General features: G+C 47.9%; 7 protein-coding genes and 1 pseudogene. All 8 read left to right on the forward strand.

The features are described from left to right. A pseudogene (locus ABUA47_RS23020) lies at nucleotides 1-703 on the forward strand (hypothetical protein); the annotation flags it as partial. Nucleotides 704-732: 29 nt separating this feature from the next. After that, a complete protein-coding gene (locus ABUA47_RS23025) occupies nucleotides 733-1,122 on the forward strand; it encodes a hypothetical protein (RefSeq protein ID WP_009292740.1) in 390 nt (129 codons plus the stop codon). Nucleotides 1,123-1,128: 6 nt separating this feature from the next. Then, nucleotides 1,129-1,743: a conjugative transposon protein TraK gene (traK, locus tag ABUA47_RS23030; RefSeq protein ID WP_007761289.1), complete on the forward strand. Its 615-nt coding sequence runs from the start codon at nucleotides 1,129-1,131 to the stop codon at nucleotides 1,741-1,743. A gap of 12 nt (nucleotides 1,744-1,755) precedes the next feature. After that, a complete protein-coding gene (locus ABUA47_RS23035) occupies nucleotides 1,756-2,130 on the forward strand; it encodes a hypothetical protein (protein ID WP_009292739.1) in 375 nt (124 codons plus the stop codon). 10 nt (nucleotides 2,131-2,140) lie between these two features. Next, nucleotides 2,141-2,623 carry a DNA N-6-adenine-methyltransferase gene (locus ABUA47_RS23040; protein WP_009293527.1) on the forward strand — a complete coding sequence of 161 codons (483 nt, stop codon included), beginning with the start codon at nucleotides 2,141-2,143 and terminating at the stop codon, nucleotides 2,621-2,623. A gap of 10 nt (nucleotides 2,624-2,633) precedes the next feature. Further along, nucleotides 2,634-3,776: a conjugative transposon protein TraM gene (traM, locus tag ABUA47_RS23045; protein ID WP_032558021.1), complete on the forward strand. Its 1,143-nt coding sequence runs from the start codon at nucleotides 2,634-2,636 to the stop codon at nucleotides 3,774-3,776. Nucleotides 3,777-3,788: 12 nt separating this feature from the next. Next, entirely contained in the window at nucleotides 3,789-4,133 is a 345-nt protein-coding gene (locus ABUA47_RS23050) for a hypothetical protein (protein WP_005836874.1), read from the forward strand. Between the two features lie 67 nt (nucleotides 4,134-4,200). Beyond that, nucleotides 4,201-4,822: conjugative transposon protein TraN (gene traN, locus ABUA47_RS23055; RefSeq protein WP_410520195.1), on the forward strand; the 622-nt coding region annotated here is incomplete at its 3' end.

Here is a 4,822-nt window from a genome sequence, read left to right on the forward strand (position 1 = left end):
GCAACTTATCCATGTACGTGACACGATGTACCAAAGTTTGCAAGCACAGGCAGATGTCGCTCACACGGGTACCTCAGACCCGAATCTGGTAGAAGCGACCATGGAACAAACCGGAGTGGACGAAGTGACGAAAATGGAGAAAGACGCAGCCGAACTGTGGTTTACCTCACTGACGGCAGGAGTCATCGTAGGTATCGATAAAATCATCATGCTTATCGCTCTGATTGTGTATCGTATCGGATGGTGGGCAACCATCTACTGCCAGCAAATCCTACTGGGCATGTTAACAATATTCGGACCTATACAATGGGCGTTCTCGCTGTTGCCCAAATGGGAAGGTGCATGGGCGAAGTGGCTTATAAGGTATCTGACAGTACATTTCTATGGTGCGATGCTCTACTTCGTCGGCTTCTATGTGCTACTGCTATTTGACATTGTATTGTGCATACAGATAGAAAACCTGACGGCAATCACAGCAAGCGAACAGACGATGGCGGCCTACTTGCAAAACAGCTTCTTCTCCGCCGGCTACTTGATGGCGGCAAGTATCGTGGCACTGAAATGCCTAAACCTCGTACCGGACTTGGCAGCATGGATGATACCTGAAGGTGACACGGCCTTCTCTACACGGAACTTTGGAGAAGGTGTGGCGCAGCAGGCCAAAATGACGGCTACGGGCGGTATCGGCTCGATGATGAGATAATGATAAACCTAATATTAAATATCCAAAAGATGAATGTACAACAGAAAATTGAAAAATGGTGCAGGAACGAGCGTTTCGTGCGCTATGCAAATGAACGCATAAGCGAAGAACTCGTTTATGCACCTAACCACCGAATTGATCCGGAATATGAAGAACTGGACGAAGCCGTTACATGGGACAACCGATATATCGTCCCTATGATGACTTACCTTACCTATCGTCTGCAACTGGTCAAATTGCAGAAAAATGCCAAGAATCGAAACCGCCGTATCTGGTGGATATTCGTGCATGTAATCATGCGGGAAGATTACACACAGCTCTTTGACGGGAAGTTCGAAAAATTTCTGACGGAGTTACAGGATACAGTCATGACAATGTTACATGACGAATACACACGATTGTCTAACAAGAAAAAATAAAGGTATATGGTCATCAAGCATTTGGAGAATAAAATCCGACTGGTGGGCATCATCTGCACTGCTTTTCTTGTAGGGTGTATCATCATCAGTGTGTCAAGTATCTGGACTGCCCGGACAATGGTGACGGACGCACAGAAAAAGGTGTATGTGCTGGACGGAAATGTACCTATACTCGTAACCCGCACGACGATGGACGAAACGCTGGACGTGGAAGCCAAGAGCCATGTAGAAATGTTCCACCATTACTTTTTTACTCTCGCACCGGACGACAAATACATCCGCTATACGATGGAAAAAGCGATGTACCTGGTCGATGAGACGGGACTGGCACAATACAATACCCTCAAGGAAAAGGGATTTTACTCCAACATATTGGGTACGAGCGCGGTGTTCTCGATTTTCTGTGACAGTATCTCCTTTGACAAAAAGAATATGGAGTTCACCTACTATGGTCGGCAGCGAATCGAACGTCGGAGTAATATCCTGATGCGCGAACTGGTTACGGCAGGGCAACTTAAACGTGTGCCGAGAACGGACAACAATCCGCATGGACTGCTCATAGTAAACTGGCGCACATTGCTGAACAAAGATATCGAGCAAAAAACAAAGAGTAACTATTAAATCACCAAAGATATGAATATCAAAGGATTCAAACGGATGTTGTTCGGCGAGAAGATGCCGGACAAAGATGACCCGCAGTACAAGGAACGCTACGAGCGAGAGGTGCAGGCCGGGCACAAATTCGCCAAGGCGACACGTATCGACCAAGCGGCGGCCAAGGTGCAGGGCTTTGCCAACGCGCACCGGACGCTGTTTCTGGTCATCGTCTTTACATTCGTCATCGGAGCTTTCGCATGGAACGCCTACCGCTTGGTAACTGTGTACAGGCACAGCCCGACAAGTCGCACGGCAACGGAAATGCAGGATTCTGTACTTCGGGAACGGCACAAGCTGTTACAGGAAGTCGAAATAAGGGAACATAAAAACAGAGGGGACAAACCACAGTAAAAGAATGCTTATGAATACACGGTTTGAAAAATCAGTCCGTTCGTCAGACGAATGGTACACGCCAAAGGAGATACTGGACGCATTGGGCAAATTCGACCTTGACCCTTGCGCTCCTATCCGTCCGTTGTGGCCGACTGCCGAGGTCATGTATGATCAGAACATAGACGGGTTGTCCCAGATATGGGAAGGACGTGTGTGGCTCAATCCTCCCTATTCGCGTCCTCTTATCGAGCTATTCGTCCGGAAACTGGCAGAACATGGCAACGGCATTGCATTATTATTCAACCGTTGTGATTCCAAAATGTTTCAGGACGTCATCTTCCCAAAAGCAACGGGAATGAAATTCCTACGCCACCGCATCCGATTCTACCGACCAGACGGAACGCGAGGTGACTCTCCCGGTTGCGGTAGCCTCCTGTTAGCTTTCGGAGAAGACAACGCAGAGATACTGAGAAATTGTGCCATTGAAGGCAAGTATGTACAACTCAATTAAAAGATGTATAATGAAGATATTGGAGAAAATCAATTTTCGCCAGCCGAAATATATGCTTCCCGCCATCCTTTATTTCCCCCTGCTCGGCGCGTCTTATTTCATCTTCGACCTGTTTCAGACAGAAACGATAGAAATACAAGACAAGGCATTGCAGACGACGGAGTTCCTGAACCCCGAATTGCCGGGGGCACAGATCAAGGACGATGGCATAGGCAGCAAATACGAGAATATGGCGAAATCATGGGGTAAGATACAGGACTACTCCGCAGTAGATAACATAGACCGGGAAGAACCCGATAAAAACAAGGAAGAGTATGAATCGAAATACACGCAGGACGACATCGACCTGCTCACGGAAGAACAACAGGAAAAAGCTGCGGCAGCGGAAATTGCCTCTGCCAAGACACGAGAACAAGAAGCACTTGCCGAACTGGAAAAAGCACTCGCAGAGGCGAGACTGAGAGGGCAAAACGCGACTGTACCCCCGGCAGAAACGGACACGGCCAACATTGCTCCACCACAAGGAGCAACAGCCTCCGGAACCATCAACGAAGAGAGCCGGGCTGTGAAAACGCCATCTGCGGACGAACCGCCCAGCGAAGTGGTACGCAAGGTGAAGACAACCTCGGACTACTTTAACACACTGTCGAAGAATGTCCGTGAACCGAAACTTATCCAAGCCATCATTGACGAGAACATCAAAGCGGTGGACGGCTCGCGCGTGAGGTTGCGCCTGCTTGACGATGTGGAGATTGGCGAGTGTGTGGTAGCAAGGGGAACGTACCTGTACGCTACAGTGAGCGGATTCTCATCCGGACGCGTGAAAGGTAATATCAGCAGCATCCTCGTGAATGACGAACTGGTGAAAGTGAGTCTGTCACTCTATGATACTGATGGCATGGAAGGGCTGTATGTACCCAACAGCCAATTCCGGGAAACGAGCAAGGATGTAGCAAGCGGGGCAATGTCGGGCAATATGAACATGAGTATGGGAAGTACAGGAAACAGCCTTGCACAATGGGGAATGCAGGCGGTGAACAATGCCTACCAGAAAACAAGCAATGCCATTAGCAAAGCTATCAAGAAAAACAAAGTCAAGCTGAAATACGGAACTTTCGTGTATTTGGTGAACGGACAGGAAAAAAGGAAATAAAACGATGATGACATGGAAACAGATTTATCAGAATATCACAAAGGTACGGATGGGCTTTATTATGCGGACTATATAGCCCCCAATAAAGCCGAGACATTTATCGGAAAACTTGTGAGTGCCGAGTGGTGGCATCACAGAGGGCAGTTTGCCCTAATATGCAACTTCCGGACAGAAGACAGACGGAGGATTGCCTTATTCGCTTTTCAAAAACATACCGGTTTTTACGGACCAAGATACGGAAATGTGAATTTCAAAACAGTGGAGAAAGGCACTCTTTGGCAGTGTGAACTCCAAATGACCCGGACGGGGCGTTGTACATGGGTACGTGCCAAACAGGTAAAGAAAGAGGAGAAATAAGGGAAAAGAGGAAATAAACGGAATAAATATAATTAACAACATGGATATGAATTGGAAGAAAATCGCAATGTCATTTCTTCTGGCGGCAGGGCTGCCGCTGGCGCGGAACGCACAGGCGCAAACGACCTATGAGGAAATGGAACAACTGACGGTGAACGAACAGATAACAACCGTCATAACGGCATCGGAACCGGTGCGTTTCGTGGATATTTCCACTGACAAGGTGGCGGGTGATCAGCCCATTGACAACATCATCCGCCTAAAGCCCAAGGAAAGCGGACACGAGGATGGTGAAATACTCGCCATCGTCACCATTGTAACGGAACGGTACCGCACACAATACGCACTGATTTATACCACAAGGATGAAAGAGGCAGTAACGGATAAGGAGATACTGCTGCAAGAGCGTAATGCGTATAACAATCCGGCAGTCTCAATGTCCACTGCCGACATGACACATCATGCACGGCGCATCTGGAACTCACCTGCGAAAATCCGCAACGTAGCTACCAAAGCACACCGTATGGTGATGCGTCTGAACAATATCTACTCGGTGGGTAACTACTTCTTCATAGACTTTTCCATCGAGAACAAGACGAACATCCGTTTTGACATTGATGAGATACGGATAAAACTGACAGACAAGAAACTCGCCAAGGCAACCAACGCACAGACTATTGAACTGACAC

The sequence above is a fragment of the Bacteroides sp. RTP31139st1_H2_RTP31139_211217 genome (genome assembly GCF_040227615.1).
In the GTDB taxonomy this organism is placed as follows: domain Bacteria; phylum Bacteroidota; class Bacteroidia; order Bacteroidales; family Bacteroidaceae; genus Bacteroides; species Bacteroides uniformis.

What these genes read in the sequence shown, in the direction of transcription:
- ABUA47_RS23025 (WP_009292740.1), top strand. Translation starts at nt 733, where the DNA reads ATGAATGTACAACAGAAAATTGAAAAATGGTGCAGGAACGAGCGTTTC.
- traK (WP_007761289.1), top strand. Translation starts at nt 1,129, where the DNA reads ATGGTCATCAAGCATTTGGAGAATAAAATCCGACTGGTGGGCATCATC.
- ABUA47_RS23035 (WP_009292739.1), top strand. Translation starts at nt 1,756, where the DNA reads ATGAATATCAAAGGATTCAAACGGATGTTGTTCGGCGAGAAGATGCCG.
- ABUA47_RS23040 (WP_009293527.1), top strand. Translation starts at nt 2,141, where the DNA reads ATGAATACACGGTTTGAAAAATCAGTCCGTTCGTCAGACGAATGGTAC.
- traM (WP_032558021.1), top strand. Translation starts at nt 2,634, where the DNA reads ATGAAGATATTGGAGAAAATCAATTTTCGCCAGCCGAAATATATGCTT.
- ABUA47_RS23050 (WP_005836874.1), top strand. Translation starts at nt 3,789, where the DNA reads ATGGAAACAGATTTATCAGAATATCACAAAGGTACGGATGGGCTTTAT.